Raw genomic sequence first — 20,966 nt, forward strand, 5'->3', positions numbered from 1 at the left:
TCCCGGCCCCAGGACGGACCGGACCAGCCGCCGAGCGTCTTCGCCGAGGCTGTCCCTGGGCCATGCTCGCCGTCCCCGGAGGATCGGGGGATCGGGGCGAAGACCGACCGACTTCAACGGCAGGGAGGCCCGGAGTCATGAGCGATTCCCTCGGGAGCGATTCGCGGCAGGCACTCCCGGTCGGTGGCGATCGGCCGAGTATCGTCGGGGCCGCCGCGCGACTCGGGCTGCGTCTGACGCTCCTGCTGACGCTGGTCGCGGCGGGAGCCCCGGAATCGAGCGGCCAGACGTTCGAGGTCCCCGAGCCTCCCAGCCTGGAATTGCCGGATCTCCCGGTCCCCGCCCCGACGATCGAAGGCGACCCCGGCGGGCGTCCGGCGGCGGCCCCGATGCCGACCCCGACGCAGCGTCGCGCCCCGGTCGCGCCGGAATCCTCGCGGGTCGATCCCCCGGAGCCGATCGAGGAGCCGCCGAGCCAGACCATCGGGACGCTGGCCGAGGATTTCGAGGACGATCGCGTCGCCTTCCGGCAGGAGGCGGCCGACGCCCCCCTTCAGATGCGTGTTCACGACCGGACGGCCGAAGGGGCGTTCGAGGGATCGAGCGAGCGATTCCAGTTCGTCGCCGGCCCCGGCAGCGGCGTTTACGCGAGTTATCCGCTGCCGAAGCTGCCGATCACCGAGGAATTGCGGGCCTCGATCTACGTCAGGTCGAACCGCCCGGGGGTCCAGATCATCGGCCGGGTGGTCCTGCCGAGCGACCTCGACCCGGAAACCGGCCAGCCGTTCTACGTCAACGTGGGGGGCACGCTGTACGAGGAGTCGGGCCGTTGGCGACGCCTGGAACTGCGCGAGCTGCCCTCGAACGTCGAACGCCAGGCCCGCATCCTCCGGCTCAAGACCAACCAGAAGGTCCGGATGGAAGGGGCCTACCTCGATCGGATTGTCCTGAACCTGTACGGCGGGGCGGGAGAGTCGGAGGTGTTGGTTGATGCCCTGCGCATCGCCCCCGTCGACCCCGAGGCGATGGCAGGCCGGCCCGGGCCCCCGCCCGGGCCGGCCTCCGAGGGCCCGGATGGCGCGGCGGAACTCGGCCCCGACCTTTCCTCACCGGGAGCCGACGCGAGCCTCGCCGGGGGACGACTGCGGTTCAATCGCAATCGCCTGGATTTGCTCGACGAGCCGCTGCGCTCCTATTTCCCGTGGATGCCGACGATCATCGACGCCCCCGGGGCCTCACCCGAGGAGCTCCGGCGCTTCGGGTTCGACGTGTACGCGGTCCGGCCGGGGACGTCCGTCGAGCAGGTGAACCGCGCCGTCGATGCGGGGATGCTCCTGATGCCGATGCTCGGCGATTCGCTCCTCGGCGCGGCCGAGGCGGCCGCGCTGTCGACGGCGATCGGCTCCTATCCCCGGAGGGAGGCGGTCGCCTTCTGGCATCTCGGCGAAAATCTGGGGGGCCAGGACCTCTGGAGCGATCGCCAGGCCACCCTGAAACGCGTGCGGGCGGCGGTCGATTCGGTGCAGGAACCCGGCTCGGACTCGGCCGTTTCGAATCTGACGACGGGCGACGTGGCGGGCGAGCACGCGCTCTACACGAGCCGCCCGGGGCGGATGGATCTGGTCGGTGCCCACGGGACTCCCTGGGGGACGATGACCCACCCGATCCACTACCTGAATTACCTGTCCCTGCGCCGCGACCTGACGGGCCTGACGAACGTCGAGGCCCTGTTCTGGACCTGGATTCCCGTGTCGGCCCCGCCCGAGGTCCAGCGGGCCATCTACGGGTCCGACCCGCCGCCCTCGTGGGGGCGGCCGCAGATCTTGCCCGAGCAGATCCGGATCGCCACGGCGGCGGCGATCTCGGCCGGATACCGGGGGATCGGCTTCCGGGGCGATGCCGAGTTGACCCGGACCTCGGGCCGCGCCCGGCTGATCGAGCTGCAACTGCTCAATGCCGAGATCGACCTGTTCCAGGAGATCCTCGCCCGGAACGTCGGGACGATCCACTCCTACCCGGTCTATCCCCCGCTGGGGATCGAGTCGGGCCGGCCCATCGAGGAGAATTACAACCGGCGCGATGCCCCGCAGAAGGATGAAGTCGGGGCGATCGGCCATATCCAGGCCGTCGGCTTCACCACACCCGACCGCCGAGGGACCTTGCTCCTGGTCAGCAACCTGGACTGGGATGCCCAGTGGGTCCCGGGCCAGCTTGCCCAGAAGGAATTGCGATTCACGGTCCCCGGGCACACGAACGTCTCCGCCTGGGAGATCACCCTGGGGGGGATCCGGAACCTCGACCGGAAGCGCGTGGCCGGCGGGATCGAGATCACGCTGACCGACTTCGGGGCGACCTCCTGGATCCTCCTGACGCCCAACACGGACATGATCCGTCAGTTGGAGCAGACGATCACCTCGTGGGCCCCCATCGCGGCGGAGCTGGCGATCGAACAGGCCGAGCTGCAACGGCAGGCCATCGTCGAGACCCACTCGCAACTGGTCCTCGACGGTTTCGACGTGGAGGGGAGCGAGACCCTCCTGGCGATCGCGGAGGAGCAACTCCGGGCCGCCCGGGCCGGGCTCTCGCGAGGCGAGGCCGAGACCGCGTTCGCCAACGCCCGGCGCGTCGTCCGCCCCTTGCAGATCTTGATGAAGCAGCATCACGTCCGGGCCTTGAAGGACCTGAAGGACGCGACGGTCTTCCCTCACGACCCGGGGGTGAAGCTCGAACTCACGCCGATCTCGGCCCCCCCCTTGATGTGCTTCAACACCCTGCCCCAGCTGGAGTTGTTCTGGACCAGCACGATCCGGACGTACCCCTTCGGGCGGAATCTCCTGCCCAGCGGCGAGTTCGAGGAGGCCGACCCCGAGCTCTACGTTCGGGAGGGATGGACCAGCGTCGGGTACGAGGTCCCCGGCCTGGAAGGGGCGATCGACATCGAGGCCGACCCCGGCAGCAACGCCCGGGACAGCGAGCGGCTCCTCCGCCTGCGCATCCAGCCCGCCGAGGGGGAGTCGATCGATTCCTTCCCGCCGGTGCAGGACAAGCCGACGGTGGCCATCCAGACGCCTCCGGTCGCCGTGCGGCAGCACGAGTTCCTCCGGATCTCGGTCCTGGTGAAGATGCCCGTCTTCCAGGCCCCCGGGAGCGGGGGCGGGGTGATCGTCCGAGACTCGATCGGCGGGGAATTGATGCAATATCGCCAGTTCTCGGCCCTGCCCGAGTGGCGCCGGATCGTGCTGTATCGCAGGGCCCCCGAGGATGGCGAGGTGACCGTGACGCTCGGGCTGGCGGCGACCAGCGGAGAGGTCTTCTTCGACGATCTCCGGATCGAGCGGGCCGAGCAGCCCGGGGCGACGGTCTCGCCGTCCACCGGCCCGGCGCTCGGGGCCTTGCCGGGAGCGACCGAGTCGATCGAGGCCGCCCCCGATCCGTTCGAGGGGACCCCTCCCGTCGAGCCGGATCGGCCCCCCACGGGGCCGGTGGGCAGCGCACCTCGTCCGACTCGCCGCGACTGAGGCGCGGTTGGCGAGTCCCGTTCCCCCGACCGTTGTGCTGGAGTTGAGACCGGAGGAGCCTCCTCTGATCGGCTTCGCGCCGGAGGCATCGGGGCGCTTTCGGCCGGGCGTTCCAGGCTAGACTCGCAAGCTCTGTCGGCATAGGATTTTCAGAGGATTGCGGACGGGGGCGTCTTCGTCCCGTTCCTGAGCCCGGGACGCGTCAGGGCGATCCCGTTGATGAGCACCGTCGTCTCGACGCGAGCGGCATTCAGCTCAGGGAGGGGCACGCCCGTTTTCCGTCCCGATCCGCCTGGCGGGGGGGCAGCCCGGAGCCGTGGTGCTCGGCTCAAGCCGCCATCGTGTCAACCCTCGGGGATGAGTCCACCAAACAATTCCCCTCGTCCCGGCGTTCCCGCGGAGTCTTATCGACGATGGAGACGGCCCTGATCGTCGAGGATGACCCGGACCAGGCCGAGATGGCGGCGTCGTTCCTCAGGCTTCACCAGATCGAGCCGAGGATGGCGTTCGATGGTCGATCCGGGGTCGATTCGGTCCGGACCGATCGGCCCGACTTCGTCCTGCTCGACCTGATGCTGCCCGACATCGACGGCTTCGAGGTCTGCCGGCAGATTCGATCGATCCCCGAGGCCATGAGCCTGCCGATCATCATGGTGACGGCCCTGCACGGCGACTCGCACCGAAGGCTCGGATTCCGGGTGGGCGCCAACTCGTACCTGACGAAGCCCTACGGGCCGAGCGACCTGTACCAGGCCATCGACTCGGCCCGGTCGTGGCGGGGCATGGCCGACCGGGAACGGATCCGGGGGGAGATCCTGATCGAGCTGGATAGCGCCCCGAAATTCCTCCGCCAGGTGAACGATTTCCTAGTCGGGCTCTACCGGGCGACCCCCTTGACGATCGAACAGGTCCAGCATCTGCAGCAGGCGGTGCTGGAGATCGGCCAGAACGCCATCGAGTGGGGCAACCGCATGCAGGTTGATCTGCCCGTCGAAATCAGTTATCGGGTGTTCGAGGACCGGGTCGAGATCTGCATCCGCGACCAGGGCTCCGGGTTCGATCGGGCGATGCTGCCGCACGCCGCGGACCGGGACAACCCGCTGGCCCACCTGGAGGTCCGTCGGCGGATGGGATTGCGTGAGGGGGGCTTCGGCTTGCTCATCTCCCGTGGTATGCTCGATGAACTGCGGCACAACGAGGCCGGCAACGAGGTGACCTTGACCAAGCGATTCCCCCCCGACGCGGTCCCCGACCACCGCGCCGGCCAGGAGGCGTGAAAGCCGTGGCCGAGGCCGTCACCCAGCGTCGCATCCCCGCCTCCGGACGAAGCCGCCCGGTGCTCCTGGTCGTCGACGACGAACCGGAGGTGCTCCGCTCGCTCTACGACCTGTTCCGGCTCGATTACCGGGTCCTGACCGCCAGCCGGGGGGCCGAGGCGCTGGAAATCCTGGGCCGAGAGCCGGTCAGCGTGATCATGTCCGATCAGCGGATGCCGGAGATGACCGGGGTCGAGTTCCTGAGCCAGGCTCGGGTCATCCGACCCGAGGCCACCCGACTGCTGATCACCGGCTATGCCGACCTGAAGGCCGTGATCGACGCCATCAACGAGGGGCACGTCTTCCGATACATCGCCAAGCCCTGGGACCCGGAAGAGCTGGCCACGGTCATCCGCCAGGCGATCGAGCATCGCAACCTGATCGTCGAGAAGCAGCGATTGATCGAGGAACTCCGCGCCGCGAACCTCCGCTTGCAGGAGGCGAACCGGCTGAAGTCGAATTTCATCGAGGTGGCGAGCCACGAGCTGAACACCCCGGTGACGATCGTCCTCGGCATGGCCGAGCTCTGGAAGCTCACCCAGGGCAGCGCGGCCGAGTCGGACGACCTGACGAGCGGGTGGGTCGAGCGCATCCTCGCCGCGGGACGCCGGCTGGCATCGACGGTCGAGCGGATGATCAAGCTGCTGCATGCCGATCGCCTGGCGCCGATGCTCGACGCCGAGCCGGTCGAGCTGGCGCCCTTGGTCTCTCGGGTGATCGAGGACGTCCACCCGTATCTCGATGCCCGGCAGCAACAGATCGAGCTGGACCTGGCCCCCGATCTGGGAGTGGCCGAGATCGATCGGGGGAAGGTGGCCGACGCCCTGTCCAACCTGGTCATCAACGCCATCAAATTCACCCCGGATCAAGGGGTGATCCGGGTCTGGGCCGGCCCGGCGGGAGACGATGCCGTGGCCTTCGAGGTCTGCGACGAGGGGGTTGGTATCGACCCGAACGAGCAAGACCTGGTCTTCGAGCCGTTCTTCACCGGGTTCGACACCATGCACCACTCGTCCGGCGACTTCCAGTTCGGAAAGCGCGGGATTGGCCTGGGGCTCAGCCTCGTCCGCACCTTCGCCGAGATGCACGGCGGCTCTGCGTCCTTTGAAAGCACGCCGGGGAAGGGATCTCGCTTCCGGATCCAACTGCCTCGCCACCCACAACCTTCCTCCCTTTCAGACGAGGCAGACGAGCCCCCGGGGCCGATGTCTTCCGACTGAGGGACGGAGGACTCGGGACTGACCGGAGTATCGGCCCGGCGTTGACCGCACGCCACGCCACGCCGGATCGAGGAGAATGAGCCGAAGCCCTCTTGGCGTCGTGAGGCCCTCTTGGCGTCGTCGGGTCAGCCCCGATCGTCAGGAATCGCCGGTCCGGGGTCTTCGAGCTTGGTTTCCTCGTTCTGAATGTAATGCTTCAGGTAGCTGAGGAACGTGGGCAATCCTGCTGCTTCCCAGGCGGATTCGATCTGTTCTTTGTACTGCTGGTTGGCCGCCTGCAAGGCTCGAAAGGCTTCTGCCTCGGGAGATGCCGGATCCGGCGGGGCGACCTGATCGTGCGAGTTCACCGAGAGCAAGAACCCGGCCTCCGAGGGCCAGGGCTGCACCTGCAGCTTCATGTGCGGATACTTCGCATTCCCCAGGCGGACCGCATAGATCGGCGATCCCTCGGGTCCGGAACTCGACGCTTCAAAAATCTGACGGTCGTGCAGCGGGATCGGTCCAGGGGCCTCTCGCCAGACCAGGCGTCGGCGCACCGCCTCGGGGAACGTCCCGTCAGGGTAGGCACGTTCGAGATAAATCGAGATGGCCCGCTCCAGGTCCGCTCGGGCGATGCCATCGGTCGGGTCCGGGGTCGTCTCCGGATTGAGCCCCATCGCTGTTCCCCTTCCGTCTCCGATCGGCATCGCCAAGGAGACTCTTGCCTCGTCGACAACCAGTAGGACGCTCCTATTCTACGACGCGAACGGAGCACGTCGCTACGCCACGTTTCCCTTTGATCGGAGAGAACCCGGCGACGGAGCAGATCATGCCCTGGCCGACGCTCACGCCCCCATTGTCTCCGCATGACTCAGGAGCGATCGGGAGTGGCGACCGCCAGCGGGTCGCGATGCTCGGAGTCCTGATCGAGGAACCATCGAACCGTTTGCGCAATGCTTTCCGCGTTGCCGACGACGGGGGTCCAGCCGAGCCGCGATCGAGCCTTCTCGGTGCTGTACCAGATGCGCCGGGCCATCAGCCAGGTCGCGTACCGGGTGATGATCGGCGCCTTCGGCCATTGCCTGAGCCGAGCATAGGCTTCGATCACCAACGCTCCGCCAAAGACCATGGGGTAGAAGTGCGGCAGCCGACGATACCAGCGAGGGGGACCGGCCCCTGCGGCCTCGGCGAAGTACTGGATGAACTCGCGCTGGGTCATCGGCCCCTGGTCGGTGATGTTGTACGCCTCGCCGACCGACGCGGGGTCCTCGGCCGCGAGGATGGACGCGTCGGCGACATTCCCGGCGTAGATCGCGCTCAAGGGGTTGTCTCCGGGGCCGATCACGGGGATGCCGGCCCCTCGCATGCGATGGATCATGCGGGCGACCGTCGTCCGATCGCGCTCGCCGTAGAGCCAGCTCGGCCGGATGACGGTGAGCGGAAGCCCTTCCTCCTTCGCCAGCCGCCAGAGGATGCGTTCGGACTCGACCTTGCTGATCGTGTAGTAATCCCAGGGCCACCAGAGGCCGACGCCGAGCGGGTGGTCCTCGGTGATCGCCTTGCCGGTCCGGGGGGGATGGCCATACGCACTGGTCGAGCTGATGTGCAGGAAGCGATCGACCCCGGCGGCGATCGCCGCGCGGGCGAGTGACTCGGTCGCATCCAGGCAGGCCGACTGGAACTCGTCCCAGGTCCCCCAGTCGCCCACCTTCGCGGCGGCGTGATACACGACCCGGGTGCCCTTGAGGGACTCGGCGCACGATTCCGGGTCGGTCAGGTCGCCGACGACCAGCTCGACGCCGAGCGATTCGAGGAAGCTCGTGTCGCTGGTCGATCGGACGAGGGCACGGACCGGCTCTCCGCGCGCGACGAGCCGCTCGGCAATGTGGCTGCCGAGCAGGCCGGTGGCGCCGGTGACGAGGCAGGGGCGATCGCTCGAGCCGCCGGAGGGATTCATCGTGGTCAATGCAGGAGGGTCCAGAAGAAGGTCCAGAAGTTGGTGAAGGCGACGACGATCCAGAGCCATCCCCAGAATCTTCCAAGGCGATCGATCCAGTCGAGCGATCGGCCCCGGAGGCCGAGCAATTTGCAGCCAATGGCGATGGAACCGGCGGCCGCGCCGAGCAGCATCGGCAGCAACAGCACGAGGAAGAGCATCTGTATAGAACCGGGCCTGCCGGGTAGACGCATGACGAGCCAGAGTGAGAAGCCGCCCACGGGGATCAGGGCCGACAGGACCGCGAGGTTCAGTGCCCCTCGGGAATGCCAGAGCCGTTTCCCGTCACGCCTCGGCCGGAAGAGCCTGAGGACCAGCAGACCCGGGGTCATCGTGAGGAGCACCGGGGTCGCCAGGGCGATCCCGTAGCGTATCGCGTTCCAGACTAATTCGAACGGACCGCTCCGGAGGAAGGAGTTCCTCGGGAGTTCTTCCTGCATCACCCGGGCCAGCGCGAGGCCGGGGGCGATCGTCGCGACGAGAATCATCACGTCGAGCAACGAGAACCGTCGCCGGGGGGGAGGCTGCGGGACCTCGGGTTGCATCGGCTCGGGCCTCGGAGGCGGGGAGGTCGGGAGATCGTCGGAGGATACCGGCGGATGAGGCCGGGGTGCAAGCAGATCTGAGCGGACCTCACGCAGAGGCGCAAAGACGCAGAGCGAAGAACAGAGAACAGAGAAAAGAGAGCAGAGAGCAGAGAGAAGCGAGCGAGGAAATGCGTCGCGCATCCCCGTCTTCTCTGCGTCTTTGCGCCTCTGCGTGAGGCCTGATCCGTGGCTTTGCAGGGCGGCGAGCGGTTCGATCCGGCCGGGGTTCGGAGTCGGCTCCAGGATTTTCGGGACGATCCGGAAAAAAGTTCCGGGAAGGGTGAAGGCGGAGGCGTCCCGTTGCTGTAGCCGGGTCTACCCCCTTTGCAAAACGGGTAGTGCTTCGGCGTGACGGCCCCCCTTGTCGGGAAACGCCTGGGACCGAGACCACGAGCGCGGGTCGGCCGGACTTCGAGAGCGAACGCCTAACTCCTCGGGGCTGCCAAATGGCCGAAGACACGACCAAGACGCAAGAGCCGCAGCAACAGCCGATCGATCCCGGCCTGCTCGAGCAGACCAAGAACCAGATCCGGACGCTCGTCGCCGAGATCGCCGATCTGGCTGATTCCGACATCCAGCCGCAGGAATTCTCTCAGGAGTTCCTGACCCGGGCCGTCGCCGCGGTGGCCGCCTCGGGCGGCGCGCTCTGGATGCTCGACAATCGGGGCACGCTGAAGCTCCAGAACCATGTTGAGTTCCACCTGACCGGCCTGCTCGACGGCCGGGTGCGCACCCAGCCGCACGACATCCTGCTCGGCACGATCTTCCAGGCCGCGCAGGCCCAGATCATTCCTCCGGGGGCCACGATCGAAGGGGTGCCCGGGGCGGGCAATCCGACGGCCTTCGCCCTGATCCTCGCCCCCCTGGTCGTGGACAAGCAGGTGGTGGGCCTGGTCGAGATCCTGATGGATCCGACCCGACGCGCGGCCACTCAGAAGAGCACGCTCCGGTTCGTCGGCGACCTCTGCGACCTGGCGGCGCAGTACCTGAAGAATCGCCAGATGCGGCAGATGATGTCGCAGCAGAAGCTGTGGAACCAGCTCGAAGGCTTCACCCACGCGATTCACGGCTCGCTCGACCTGCAAGAAACCGCCTTCGCCGTGGCCAACGACGGCAAACGCCTGATCGGCTGCGACCGCCTGAGCGTCGCATTGAAGATCGGTGGCCGGACGATGGTCGAGGCCGTCAGCGGGCAGGAGGTGGTCGAGCAGCGCTCGAACCTGATCCGAGAGCTGACGAAGCTCTGCAAGCTCGTGATCAAGTCGGGCGAAGACCTCGTCTACACGGGTGACACCGAAGGGTTCCCGCCCGACATCCGAGACGCGCTGGAAATCTACGTCGATGAGTCGGGCTCGAAGGCCGTCATCATCACCTTGCTGCACCGCCCCGAAGAGCCGACCAAGGACGGCAAGGTCCCCGACAAGGTCCCCTTCGGCTGCGTCGTGGCCGAGCAGATCGGCGACGAGCTGATCGTGACCGACGTTCACGCCCGGAGCGAGGTCGTCTCCCGGCACGCTTCGACGGCGCTCTACAACGCCCAGGAACATCACCGGATTTTCCTGAAGCCGTTGCTCAAGGTCATGGGGTCTCCCTGGCGAGTCCTCCGGGGTCGGACCCTGGCGAAGATCGCGGCGGTTCTGGGCGTCATCGCCGGCGTGGTGCTCGTGATGGCGTTTGTTCCCTGGAAACTGACGATCGAGGGCAAAGGCTCCATCCTTCCGGAAGAACGCCGGAACACGTATGCACCCCTGTCCGCCCGGGTGGCCGAGGTTCACGTCGAGCACGGCGACCTCGTGCAGCCTGGCGACCCGATGGTGACCCTCTACAGCGAGGAGCTGCTCAAGCAGCTCGAACAGGTGCAGGCCGACCGCTCCTTCTACGGGGCCCAGGCCGCCACGCTCGAACGGCGGATCAACCAGACGACCGACTACAACGAGCGGCCCATTCTTGCCGGCCAGCAGGAAGAGGCCCGCATCCGCTACGAGAGCGCGACCGAACAACTGGAAATCATCCGAGAACAACTGCAACAGCTCAACGTGACCGCCCCGCACGAGGGCATGGTCGTGAGCTGGGAGGTCCGGAAGAACCTGCTGGGCCGTCCGGTCGAGATCGGCCAGGAACTCGTCTCGGTCGCCTCGACCAGCGGCGACTGGATCCTGGAAGTCAACGTCACCGACGACGACATGGCGCCGATCCTCGCCGCCGAGCAGAAGCTGAAGGAACGGATCGCCCGGGGCGACGCCCCTCCCGAGGAAACCCTGAAGGCCTACTTCGTGCTGGCGACCGACCCCGAAAAGCGCTATCCGGGCTATGTCCGCCGGATCGCGTCGAGGGCGGAGACGATCGAAGGGGATCACGTGGTCAAGATCACGGTCGGCTTCAGCGACGAGGTGCGTGATCAGATCATCGCCCGGAGCCAGAATACCGACCGCGGGTTGCGATCGGGCGCCGAGGTCCGGGCCCGGATCGAATGCGGCGACGAGCGGATGGCCTACGTCGTCTTCCGGAAGGTCCTCAATGCCTTCCACGAAACGGTCCTGTTCCGCTGGCCGTTCATGAGTTGATCAGGCACGTTCCGGCATTTGTTCTCTCCTCGACCCTCATCGAACGCTTGGCCCCTTCCAGCGGAGACACGAGCCATGCAGATGCAGACGATCGTGAAAACCACGTTGACCGCCGCCCTCCTGACGGGCCTCTCGGCGCCGATGGTGACCCACGCCCGGGCGCAGCAGCCGGGCATCGCCTCGAACGGCCAGGTGCAGACCCTGGTCGTGCCGGGCAACATCGAGTGGATCGAGCGGGCCGCCCTGGCCGCCCGGCGAGAGGGGATCTTGCGGCACATCGAGAAGTCGATCGGCCAGGAGATCAAGCGGGGCGACCTGGTCGCCTACCTCGACTCGACGATGGCCGAGCTGGCCCAGACGAAGGCCGAGATGTTCGCCAAGGACACCTCCGCCATCGAGATGGCCGAGGCCGAGCGGGAAGTCGCCGCCACGAACGCCGCCCGCGCGTATCGGCTCCGCGACATCAACTCGAAGGAAGAATACGAGCTGCGCCAGGCCCAGTTCAAGGTGGCCGACGCCAAGCTCAAGGAAGAGAAATCCAAGTTCCAGCAGGCCGCCCAGGAGCTGAAGATGGCCGAGGAGGCCGTCGCCGAGCACCAGATCCTCGCGCCGTTCGACGGCGAGGTCCTGCAGCAGATCAAGTACCCCGGCGAGGCCGTGCAGGCGATGGAGCCGGTCGTCCACGTCGCCCGGACCGACCGCGTCCGGTTCCAGGGCTACGTCCCTTTGGAGATGGCCTATCAGCTCCGCAAGGGGATGGTGGTGGACGTCCAGCCGGTGATCGAAGGGGAGCAGATCCCGATCGCCCAGAAGCGATTCCGCGGCCGGATCGTCTACATCAGCCCCGAACTCGCCTTCGCCAAGACCAGCGCCGAGGTCGAGATCAAGGCGGACATCATCAATAACATCGCCAAGGAGCTGCGGGTCGGCCACAAGGCCAACATGACGGTCTACCTGACCGACGATGCGAACCTCATCCCCGCCCCTCCGGAAGACATGCTGCCGGTGACCCCCGATCCGACGCCCGCCCCGCCCGTGCTCGGCCGCCGGGCGAACCCCGAAGCCAACCTGGCGCAGTAAGCCGCCCGCTCGACGCCGGGCGACGCCATCCGTCGCAGCTGTTCATGGCAGTTCCTCCCCGGGCGACCGCCGGGAGAGGGACACCGCTCGCCGGGTGGGGGGCCGACGACCGAAGGCCAGGCCCCCCTGGCACCTGAGCACCCTCTCCGCCGACGTTGCAGGGGAGGGGATTGGCACTGGACCCCGCTCGAACCGCGATTGCCGAGACAAAGGGCCGCTCACCGATGCTCCGAGATCCCAGCCAATCCGCTTCGGTGCCCGCCGGTCAGGCGGCCGAATACCTCACGGCCCGCCTGCGGCCCGACCTCGTCGTGCAGCCGGTCCCCTACGAAGGCGTGACCCACTACGTCATCAAGGACCCGATCGCCCTGAAGTACTTCCGGTTCAAGTCCGAGGAGTACTTCCTGCTCCAGGAGCTCGACGGCAAGAAGACCCTCCAGGACATCAAGCGGGCCTTCGAGCGCAAGTTCCGCCCCCAGACCATCACCGTCGAGGATCTGCTCCGGTTCGTCGCCCAGCTGCACGAGGCGAGCCTCGTGCTGGTCGACACGCCCGACCAGGCCAAGGCGCTGGTCAAGCGCAAGAAGAAGAACCGCTGGAAGAAGATCAAGCAGACCGCCGCGAACATCCTCTACATCAAGATCCCGATCATCGACCCGGAGAAGTTGCTGACGTGGATGTACCCCTATTTCCGGTGGCTCTTCACGTCGTACTTCGTGGTCTTCAGCCTCGGGATGATGCTGGCGGCGTTGACGCTCGTCTTCGCCCAGTGGGACATGTTCACCACCAAGCTGCCCACGTTTGAGAGCTTCTTCAACTGGCGGACGCTCCCGTCGCTCTGGCTGAGCCTGGCCATCGTGAAGGTCATCCACGAATTCGGCCACGGGCTGACGGCCAAGCACTACGGGTCGGAAGTCCACGAGATGGGCATCCTCTTCCTCGTGCTCACGCCGGCGCTCTACTGCGACGTGACCGACAGCTGGCTCCTGCCGAACAAGTGGAAACGCATCTGGATCGCCGGGGCGGGGATCTACGTCGAGTGCTTCCTCGCTGCCCTCGCCACCTTCGTCTGGTGGAACACGCAGCCGGGCCTGTTCAACAGCCTGATGCTCTCGACCATGTTCATCTGCTCGGTGAACACGATCCTCTTCAACGCGAACCCCTTGCTGCGGTACGACGGCTACTACGTCGCCTCCGACTACCTGGAGATCCCGAACCTCCGGATCAAGTCGACCCAGTTCTTCACCTATGCGTTCCAGGAGAAGGTGCTCGGCCTGGAGGTCCCCGTCCAGAGCTACATGCCGCGATCGCGTCGCGCGTTGTTCGTGACGTACGCGATCGCGTCGTACCTCTACCGGTGGTTCATCACCTTCAGCATCATCTTCTTCCTCTACCACTTCTTGCCGCCGAAGCTCCGGGTCATCAGCGCAATGCTGGCGATGGGGGCCCTGGTGCCGCTCCTGTTCATGCCGATGTGGCAGATCGTCAAGTTCGTCCGCCAACCCGGGAGGATGCGCAAAGTGAAGAAGGTCCGAGCGGCGGCTTGCTTCGCCGTGGCGGCGGCCGTGATCGCCCTGATCCTGCTGATCCCGACGCCGCTGCGGATCAAGGGGACGCTCGTCCTGACGCCCGCCAAGCCCGACCGCATCTACGTCGAGGTGCCCGGCCGGCTCGTCTCGATCGACGTCCGCGACAATCAGCCGGTCGAGGGCCCTCGCGAAGACGGCACCCCCGGCACCGTCATCGCCCGCCTGAGCAACCTCGACCTGCTCCGCGAGGTCAGCGAGCTGAACGAGGAGATCCAGGTCAACGAGGTCAAGGCGCGGGTCTACGACCAGACCAGCGGCAACAACCCGCTGAACCGTGTTCTGCACCTCGAAACGGTCAACATGATCGAGCAGGACCTGCAGCCGAAGCTCAACGTGGCGATCGACCAGCAAGGTAAGCTCGTCCTGACCGCCGGCCAGGACGGGGTGGTCATGGGCATCCCCAACCGGGAGGTGACCGGCTCGTTCATGAGGCCCGGCGACCTCTTCTGCGAGGTCGGCGACCCGAAGCAGCTCGAGGCCCACCTGCTGATCGACCAATCGGATATCGACCTGATCAAGCAGGACTCCGAGGATGCCAAGGCGACCGCCTGGGTCAAGATCTACGGCAAGTCGCACGAGACGATCATCAGCCACGTCGAGGAGATCGCCCGCCGCAACCGCGAGGAGATCCCCCCGGAGCTCTCGAACCTCGCCGGCGGCGAGATCGCCACGCAGCCCGACCAGGAGACGGGGGGCGCCCGCCCGCTGACGACGGTCTACGAGATCATCATCCCGATCGACAACTCCGAGCTTGCCCTCCACCCCGGCCAGCGGGGCATGGCCAAGATCGACGGCGGGACCGCCACCCTCGGCTGGTGGCTCTGGCGGACGATCACCAAGACCTTCCGATTCGTCCTCTGAGCAGGTTGCATCCGGAGACGAGACCCGTTCACGACCAACCGCCGGAGGCCGGTCGGTTCCCCCCGGGAGCCTGCCGGCCTTCGGCGGTTTTCGCCGCGCCTCGGCCCCGGGAGCGTGACGCATCGCGGTCGCCTTGTGAGGACCCTTCCCGCGCGATCGCGGCCGGGAAATTCCGAGGCAAGTCGGATTGCCAGGATCGACGGAGGGTGGTACACCTTGCACGACCCCAGCCCCGACCGCGCGTGGGGAACTGCGCATCGAATGCGGTCGGGGTCGGCAAGGACGCCCGAGGGTTTCACGTCGACGGTCTGGCGCACTCATGAAGAATTTCGCCCGTCTCGTACGGTTTGCCTGGCCCTATCGGGGCCGGTTCATGTTGTCGATCGGCTGCGCGATGATGGTCGCCTTGCTCTGGTTCACGGAGCTGGGGGCGGTCTTCCCGCTGCTGAAGATCCTGCTCGGCGGCGAGAACGTCCAGACCTGGGTCGCCGATCAGATCGAACATTACGAGATCGACGCGGAGACCGTGCGCGCACGCCTCGCCGAGCTGGAGGTCGTCCGCCGGGCCGGGCCGGCGGGGGTGGACGACGCGTACGTCGACGACATCAAGGCCGGCTATCAGGCCGCCTGGAACCTCTACTTCAACGAGGTCCCCGAGGAATTCCACGCGACCTCCGTCGGCCCCAAGCCGACCCTGCCCGAGGCGCAACGCGAACGCTATGCGGAGCTGACCCGGGCCTACCGACTCGCCGAGGCCCGATACGACGAGCTCGGCCACGCCTCTCGCCTGATGGAAGAAGGGGGGCCGTCGGCGCTCGAACGCCGAGAACGCTCCTGGCAGAAAGACATGGCCAGGGCCGAAGGCTGGCAAGCCCGGTTCGAGGCGGCGGCCCCCTGGGTCGATCGCTGGTTGCCCGAGGACAACTTCCGGACCCTGACCGTCCTGCTGGCGCTCGTCATGGTCGGGGTGGCGGTCAAGGGCGTGTTCATGTTCGGCCAGGAATTCCTGGTGGCGAACATCATGCAGCTCTCGATCTTCGACATTCGCAAGCGCTTCTTCCGCCGCACCCTGGCGCTCGACCTGGCCAGCTTCAATCAGCAAGGATCGGCCGACCTGATGGCCCGGTTCACGAGCGACCTCGACTCGGTCAGCCAGGGGCTCGTGGTCCTCCTGAGCAAGGTCGTGCGCGAGCCCTTGCGCATCATCGCCTGCCTGGGCGGGGCGCTCTGGCTCAACTGGCGGCTCACGCTCCTGGCGCTCGTCCTGGTCCCCGTCTCGGCGATCACGACGGTGAAGGTCGGCAAGCTGATGAAGCGGGCGATCCGCCGGTCGCTCGAGAGCATGTCGAACATCTACAAGATCCTCCAGGAGACCTTCCAGGGGATCAAGCTCGTCAAGGCCTACACGATGGAACGCCGCGAGCGGCGGCGGTTCTATCTCGAATCGAAGGCGCTCTACAAGAAGCGCGTCCGGGTGGCGACGATCGAGGCGATGAGCGACCCGGTCCTGGAACTGCTCGCGCTCACGACCGTCTCGATCGCGTTGATGTCCGGGGCCTATCTCGTCCTGCGCGAGTCGCGGTTCCTCGACCTCGGCCTCTTCCGGCTCCAACTGGCATCGGAGCCGATGACGATCGAGCAATTGCTCACCCTTTACGTCATGCTCGCCGGGGTGTCCGACCCCTTGCGGAAACTCTCGAACGTGCATTCGAAGATCCAGCGGGCCGCGGCGGCCTCCGACCGGATCTGCGCCCTGATGGACCGCGAGCCGACGGTCGTCGAACGGCCGGGGGCCACTCGGATCAGGCCCCACCGCTTGCAGATCGAGTTCGATGACGTCCACTTCTCCTACGATGACCGGGCCCGGGTCCTCCGGGGGCTGACCCTGAGCGTCCGCCACGGCGAGACGATCGCCCTAGTCGGCCCGAATGGCTGCGGCAAGTCGACCCTGATGAATCTCCTGCCCAGGTTCTGGGACGTCGAATCCGGGGCGATCCGGATCGACGGCCACGACCTGCGCGAGGTTTCCTTGAAGAGTCTCCGGTCGCAGATCGGCATGGTGATCCAGGAGACGATCCTGTTCGAGGACTCGATCGCCGCGAACATCGGCTACGGCAGCCCGTTCGCCACGAGGGAGCAGATCGAGGCCGCCGCGCGTCGCGCCTACGCCCATCAGTTCATTTCCGGCATGCCCGGCGGTTACGACACGATCATCGGCGAGCGCGGCGCCGGCCTCTCCGGCGGCCAGCGGCAGCGCATCGCCCTGGCCCGGGCGATGCTCCGGGACCCGGCGATCCTGATCCTCGACGAGGCCACCAGCGCCGTCGACATCCAGGACGAGGCCCTCATCCGCCGCGCCATCGAGGAGTTCTCCCGGGGGCGCACGACCTTCCTGATCACCCACAACCTCGGCTCGCTCCAGTTCGCCGATCGGATCGTCCTGATGAACGAGGGGCGGATCGAATCCGTGGGGACCGAGGACGAACTGCGACGGACCTCCTCGCTCTATCGTCGCCTGCTCGATTTGCAGTATCACCGGGAAAGTGCCTGACGCCGGGTCGGCGAGCGGTACCCATCCTCGGAGCCGACCGCCGCGGTCGGCCGACCCGGCGATTGCACGGGCGATCGGATGGAAGACCCCTGTCACACGGGTCTTTCCTTTGCGTACAATTTGATTGAGGGTCTCGGTTGCACCCGGTCACGATGACCTCGGCCGCTTCAGGCCGTACGACCCATCGTGCGTGGACCGCATCACATGCCATTCTGCTGCAACCCCACTGCGCCCGCCCCTTGGTTCTGACACCGCCTCCTCGCCGAACTCTCGGCGTGGGAGTGTGAGAGGAGTGCCACGCATGACGACGAGCCGACGGGAACGATCAAGGGTCCGTGCGGGCCTCTGTCTGTCCGGAGTGGCAGCGGCGTTCGTGCTCTGCGTGGCTCCTGCCCTCGCCGACGACGAGACTCGGCTCGATCGATCCACGACCGAGGCCATCGACTCCTGGATTCGGGCCGGGTGGGATGATGCCGGGGTCAAGCCGTCTGCACGGGCAACCGACGGCGAATTTCTCCGGCGGGCCTATCTCGACATCCTGGGACGCATCCCGAGCCTGAAGGAAACCTCGGATTTCCTCCAGAGCAGGGACGCCAACAAGCGAGCGAAGCTGGTCTCGTACCTGCTCGACCATCCGGACTACGCCCAGAACTTCGGCAATTTCTGGTCGGTGGTCCTGATCGGTCGGGGAGACGCCGGCAATCAGGTCAACCGCAACGCCCTGCGGGCCTGGCTCCGCACCCGGTTCGCCGCCAACGACCCCTGGAACGAGATCGCCCGCGAGCTGGTGACCGCCTCCGGGCCGAACACCCCCGAGAACGGCGCGACGAATTTCGCCCTGGCCCACCTCGACTTCGACGCGGTCCCCCTGACCTCGATCACGACCCGGGTCTTCCTCGGCCAGCAGATCCAGTGCACCCAGTGCCACGACCACCCGTCGAACGACTGGAAGCAGGCCGACTTCTGGGGGATCAACGCCTTCTTCCGCGGCGTCCGATCCCGCGAAGTCTCTCGGACCGCTGCGAGCGGGGCCGAGGAGACCGCCTATTACGAACTCTATGACGACCCGACCGACGCCTTCGCCCGCTACGACCGCCGCGACGGCACCATCCGGATCGCCTTCCCGACCTACCTCGATGGCCGCAAGATCAGCCAGGAAACCGATGTCGACCGGCGCCAGGAACTCGGTTCCTTCATCACCGAACCCGAGAACGACCAGTTCGCCCGGGCCTTCGTGAATCGGATGTGGGGCCACTTCCTCGGCCGGGGGATCGTCCACCCGATCGACGACTTCGGCGACCACAATCCGCCGAGCCATCCCGAATTGCTGGAACGCCTGGCCGAAGACTTCAAGGCGTCCGGCTACGACATCAAGCAGTTGATCCGGTGGATCACCGCCTCGGAGCCCTATCACCTCTCCAGCGTCCGGACCCGGGCGAACGAGCGCGACGAGACCTACTTCAGCCACATGACGCTCAAGCCCCTGACGCCCGAGCAGCTCTTCGAGTCGCTCCTGACCGCCACGCGCGCCCATCAGGCCGGGGGCGGCAGCAATTCCGACGCGCGCCGCGACCGCTGGCTCCGGCAGTTCACCTTCGCCTTCGGCAACGACGAGACGAGCGAAGGGACGAGCTTCCAGGGGACGATCCCCCAGGCCCTCATGATGATGAACGGCGACCTGATCGACGAGGCCACCAGCAGCAAGCCGGGCAGCTTCCTGCGGGAGTTGCTCGACGAGGCCATGCGCAGGAAGGCTTCCGCCGAGTTCGTCGTCGAGAAGCTCTACCTGGCCGCGCTGAGCCGCCCTCCCAGCTCGAAGGAGGCCGGCGCCGCGCAGGCCATGCTCCGCAGCGGCCCCAACCCGAACGCCGTCATGGAGGACATCTTCTGGGCCTTGCTCAATTCCAACGAATTCATCCTCAACCATTGATCATCTCCCGATGGCCCCGAACCGACCCGACGAGGGGAGGAACCGACCGATGCTCGATCGCCTGCGAACTCCTCAAGGCATGTCTCGGCGGCATTTCCTCGGGCACCTGGCCGCCACCTCGATGGCGGTCCCGGCGGCGAGCTTCCTCGGGGCCCTCCGCGCCAACGCTCAGGAGATGCGCCGCAACCAGAAGCACTGCATCCTGCTCTGGATGGGCGGCGGCCCGAGCCAGCTCGACACCTGGGACCTGAAGCCCGAGAGCCCTCGCAACGGGGGCGAGTTCAGGCCGATCGACACCAGCGTGCCCGGCATCCGGATCAGCGAGCACCTGCCCACCGTCGCCCAGCAGATGCGGCATCTGAGCCTCATCCGGTCCCTCAGCACGAGCGAGGGGAACCACGACCGCGGCACCTACCTGATGCACACCGGCTGGCAGCCGAACCCGACGGTCGTGCATCCGAGCTTCGGGTCCGTCTGCTCGTTCGAGCTGGGCACCCGGCTCGGGGATGATTTCCCGTTGCCCCACTTCGTCTCGATCAACCGGCCGGGAGAGTCGGCCGGGTTCCTCGGCATGTCCCACGCGCCGTTCGTGGTGGGCAACCCGAACGGGCAGATCGAGAACCTCAAGCCGAGGGTCGACACCGCCCGCCTGAACCGCCGCGTCCAGATGCTCGGCCTCGTCGAGGATCGCTTCATCGCCCAGAACCGCGGCGCGGCGGCCGTCGGGCACCGTGACGTGTACGGCAAGACGATGAAGATGATGAACTCGGCCTACACCCGGGCCTTCGACCTCTCCGACGAGCCCGACGCGATCCGAGACGCCTACGGCCGCTCCGGCTTCGGCTCCGGCTGCCTCATGGCGCGCCGACTGGTCCAGGCCGGCGTGACCTTCGTCGAGGTCGGCCTCGGCGGCTGGGATAATCACGACGACATCTTCCGCATCCTCCGCGAGCAGCGCCTGCCCGAACTGGACAAGGGCATGGGGGCCCTGATCGCCGACCTGAACCGCCTCGGCATGCTGCAGAACACCCTGATCGTCTGGATGGGCGAGTTCGGCCGCACCCCCCGCATCAATCAGAACGGCGGCCGCGACCACTGGCCGAGGAGCTGGTCGGTCGCCCTCGGCGGCGGCGGCATCAAGGGGGGGCAGGTCGTCGGCGCGACCGACTCCGACGGCATCGACGTCGTCGATCGCCAGGTCGGCGTCATGGACCTCATCGCCACCATGTGCACGGCCCTCGGCATCCACGTCGATACCGAGTACACCACCCCCCTCGGACGCCCGATGAAGGTTGTCGACGGCGGCTCGCCGATCACGGAACTGATCTGATCTCTGTCCGAATCCGGGCCGCCGACCAAGATTCCGGACGCGGCCTGGAGGTGCGGAGACGCAGGGATGACCTCTCGGACTCATGGTGCTCGGCCGACCGAGTGCAGTCACAGATCGCGACGCTTGAGCCTCCGGGGCATGGTCATCCTGGTTGCGCTCCTGGCAACCATCCTCGCCTACGCGACCGATTATCACCGGCTGTCCCGCCGGGGGATGCGTGAGGCCGCGGACTACGGCATGGAGGGCTTCCTCTATGTCCCGGTCGCGGAAGCCGCCGCCACCGAAGATCTTTCGCATCACTTCGTGCTGATGGTCTTCTACGCCCCGGCAAACCGGATCGATCGCGTCGTCTTCGGCGGCCCGGTCCCGTTGCGGGGCGTCCTCTGGCGACTCAGCGGATGAGTCGGGCGCTCGCCAGGATCGGACGCCCAGCCCCCGGGCGAAA

At 66.9% G+C, this 20,966-nt stretch carries 13 protein-coding genes; 10 read left to right on the plus strand and 3 right to left on the minus strand.

Going from position 1 to position 20,966, the window contains the following annotated elements:
- Positions 1–137: 137 nt before the first annotated feature.
- The 3 genes from AB1L88_RS09360 to AB1L88_RS09370 all read left to right on the plus strand — a co-directional run bounded on the left by AB1L88_RS09360 (position 138) and on the right by AB1L88_RS09370 (position 6,054).
- Positions 138–3,518, plus strand: coding sequence for a hypothetical protein (locus AB1L88_RS09360; RefSeq protein ID WP_367096385.1), 3,381 nt, complete (start codon positions 138–140; stop codon positions 3,516–3,518).
- Between the two features lie 413 nt (positions 3,519–3,931).
- Positions 3,932–4,795, plus strand: coding sequence for a response regulator (locus AB1L88_RS09365; RefSeq protein ID WP_367096386.1), 864 nt, complete (start codon positions 3,932–3,934; stop codon positions 4,793–4,795).
- Between the two features lie 5 nt (positions 4,796–4,800).
- Positions 4,801–6,054, plus strand: a complete 1,254-nt coding sequence (locus AB1L88_RS09370) for a hybrid sensor histidine kinase/response regulator (protein WP_367096387.1) — start codon at positions 4,801–4,803, stop codon at positions 6,052–6,054.
- Positions 6,055–6,179: 125 nt separating this feature from the next.
- Here the strand turns inward: AB1L88_RS09370 and AB1L88_RS09375 are convergent, their stop codons facing one another.
- The 3 genes from AB1L88_RS09375 to AB1L88_RS09385 all read right to left on the minus strand — a co-directional run bounded on the left by AB1L88_RS09375 (position 6,180) and on the right by AB1L88_RS09385 (position 8,574).
- Complete coding sequence (locus tag AB1L88_RS09375; RefSeq protein WP_367096388.1) at positions 6,180–6,710, minus strand: hypothetical protein; 531 nt, start codon at positions 6,708–6,710, stop codon at positions 6,180–6,182.
- A 194-nt stretch (positions 6,711–6,904) separates the two neighbouring features.
- A complete protein-coding gene (locus AB1L88_RS09380) occupies positions 6,905–7,990 on the minus strand; it encodes an NAD-dependent epimerase/dehydratase family protein (protein WP_367096557.1) in 1,086 nt (361 codons plus the stop codon).
- 5 nt (positions 7,991–7,995) lie between these two features.
- Positions 7,996–8,574, minus strand: coding sequence for a hypothetical protein (locus tag AB1L88_RS09385; protein ID WP_367096389.1), 579 nt, complete (start codon positions 8,572–8,574; stop codon positions 7,996–7,998).
- A 488-nt stretch (positions 8,575–9,062) separates the two neighbouring features.
- Here AB1L88_RS09385 and AB1L88_RS09390 point away from each other — a divergent pair, with 488 nt between their 5' ends.
- The 7 genes from AB1L88_RS09390 (at position 9,063) to AB1L88_RS09420 (ending at position 20,923) form a co-directional block, all read left to right on the plus strand.
- Complete coding sequence (locus tag AB1L88_RS09390; protein ID WP_367096390.1) at positions 9,063–11,180, plus strand: biotin/lipoyl-binding protein; 2,118 nt, start codon at positions 9,063–9,065, stop codon at positions 11,178–11,180.
- Between the two features lie 81 nt (positions 11,181–11,261).
- Complete coding sequence (locus AB1L88_RS09395; RefSeq protein ID WP_367096391.1) at positions 11,262–12,260, plus strand: efflux RND transporter periplasmic adaptor subunit; 999 nt, start codon at positions 11,262–11,264, stop codon at positions 12,258–12,260.
- Between the two features lie 224 nt (positions 12,261–12,484).
- Positions 12,485–14,710, plus strand: coding sequence for a site-2 protease family protein (locus tag AB1L88_RS09400; protein WP_367096392.1), 2,226 nt, complete (start codon positions 12,485–12,487; stop codon positions 14,708–14,710).
- Positions 14,711–15,104: 394 nt separating this feature from the next.
- Entirely contained in the window at positions 15,105–17,261 is a 2,157-nt protein-coding gene (locus AB1L88_RS09405; RefSeq protein ID WP_367096393.1) for an ABC transporter ATP-binding protein, read from the plus strand.
- A gap of 301 nt (positions 17,262–17,562) precedes the next feature.
- Positions 17,563–19,191, plus strand: coding sequence for a DUF1549 and DUF1553 domain-containing protein (locus tag AB1L88_RS09410; RefSeq protein ID WP_367096394.1), 1,629 nt, complete (start codon positions 17,563–17,565; stop codon positions 19,189–19,191).
- Positions 19,192–19,240: 49 nt separating this feature from the next.
- Entirely contained in the window at positions 19,241–20,521 is a 1,281-nt protein-coding gene (locus tag AB1L88_RS09415) for a DUF1501 domain-containing protein (protein WP_367096395.1), read from the plus strand.
- Between the two features lie 138 nt (positions 20,522–20,659).
- A complete protein-coding gene (locus AB1L88_RS09420; protein ID WP_367096396.1) occupies positions 20,660–20,923 on the plus strand; it encodes a hypothetical protein in 264 nt (87 codons plus the stop codon).
- Positions 20,924–20,966 lie beyond the last annotated feature (43 nt).

The sequence above is a fragment of the Tautonia sp. JC769 genome, from assembly GCF_040717455.1.
Lineage (GTDB): Bacteria > Planctomycetota > Planctomycetia > Isosphaerales > Isosphaeraceae > Tautonia.

Excerpts from the sequence above, each read along its gene's own strand:
- AB1L88_RS09380 (WP_367096557.1), bottom strand. The coding sequence starts at position 7,990 with ATGAATCCCTCCGGCGGCTCGAGCGATCGCCCCTGCCTCGTCACCGGC.
- AB1L88_RS09385 (WP_367096389.1), bottom strand. The coding sequence starts at position 8,574 with ATGCAACCCGAGGTCCCGCAGCCTCCCCCCCGGCGACGGTTCTCGTTG.
- AB1L88_RS09415 (WP_367096395.1), top strand. The coding sequence starts at position 19,241 with ATGCTCGATCGCCTGCGAACTCCTCAAGGCATGTCTCGGCGGCATTTC.
- AB1L88_RS09405 (WP_367096393.1), top strand. The coding sequence starts at position 15,105 with ATGATGGTCGCCTTGCTCTGGTTCACGGAGCTGGGGGCGGTCTTCCCG.
- AB1L88_RS09365 (WP_367096386.1), top strand. The coding sequence starts at position 3,932 with ATGGAGACGGCCCTGATCGTCGAGGATGACCCGGACCAGGCCGAGATG.
- AB1L88_RS09400 (WP_367096392.1), top strand. The coding sequence starts at position 12,485 with ATGCTCCGAGATCCCAGCCAATCCGCTTCGGTGCCCGCCGGTCAGGCG.
- AB1L88_RS09420 (WP_367096396.1), top strand. The coding sequence starts at position 20,660 with ATGGTCATCCTGGTTGCGCTCCTGGCAACCATCCTCGCCTACGCGACC.
- AB1L88_RS09360 (WP_367096385.1), top strand. The coding sequence starts at position 138 with ATGAGCGATTCCCTCGGGAGCGATTCGCGGCAGGCACTCCCGGTCGGT.
- AB1L88_RS09375 (WP_367096388.1), bottom strand. The coding sequence starts at position 6,710 with ATGGGGCTCAATCCGGAGACGACCCCGGACCCGACCGATGGCATCGCC.
- AB1L88_RS09410 (WP_367096394.1), top strand. The coding sequence starts at position 17,563 with ATGACGACGAGCCGACGGGAACGATCAAGGGTCCGTGCGGGCCTCTGT.
- AB1L88_RS09390 (WP_367096390.1), top strand. The coding sequence starts at position 9,063 with ATGGCCGAAGACACGACCAAGACGCAAGAGCCGCAGCAACAGCCGATC.
- AB1L88_RS09395 (WP_367096391.1), top strand. The coding sequence starts at position 11,262 with ATGCAGACGATCGTGAAAACCACGTTGACCGCCGCCCTCCTGACGGGC.